Annotated in this window: 1 pseudogene; it reads left to right on the top strand. The window is 45.3% G+C overall.

Annotated features, from left to right (window positions below):
• Positions 1–333, top strand: a pseudogene (locus tag BN338_RS09960) (transposase domain-containing protein); the annotation flags it as partial.

Genomic DNA, 333 nt, shown 5'->3' with positions numbered 1-333 from the left:
CCGTGTCTTGCGGATGTGGGTTTTTATGACCAACAAGCAGCGCGTTTAAATGGGCGTTTGCGTAAAGAGTATGTGAAGGCTGTTAAAGCAGAAAAACAGTTGGCAGCAAAGCTTGCACCTGATCACTTGGCAGATGTTTATGGGCGGCTTGAACGAAAGGGTGATGGTTCAACATCTAAGCCTATTATCAAGCCAAAGGTTAGCCGCTTGGTTCCAAACAATGCGGGGAATTTAGCTGTGAAAGCCAATAGTTGTGAAGATTTAGGGGATGATGAAGCTTTGGGGGCAGAAGAATTTAGTCAACATTTGCACAAAGCCTTAAGACGGCTTTCC

Origin of the sequence: Bartonella queenslandensis AUST/NH15 (genome assembly GCF_000312585.1) — a bacterium.
GTDB lineage: Bacteria > Pseudomonadota > Alphaproteobacteria > Rhizobiales > Rhizobiaceae > Bartonella > Bartonella queenslandensis_A.
This window is presented reverse-complemented; position numbering and strand designations above follow the sequence as displayed.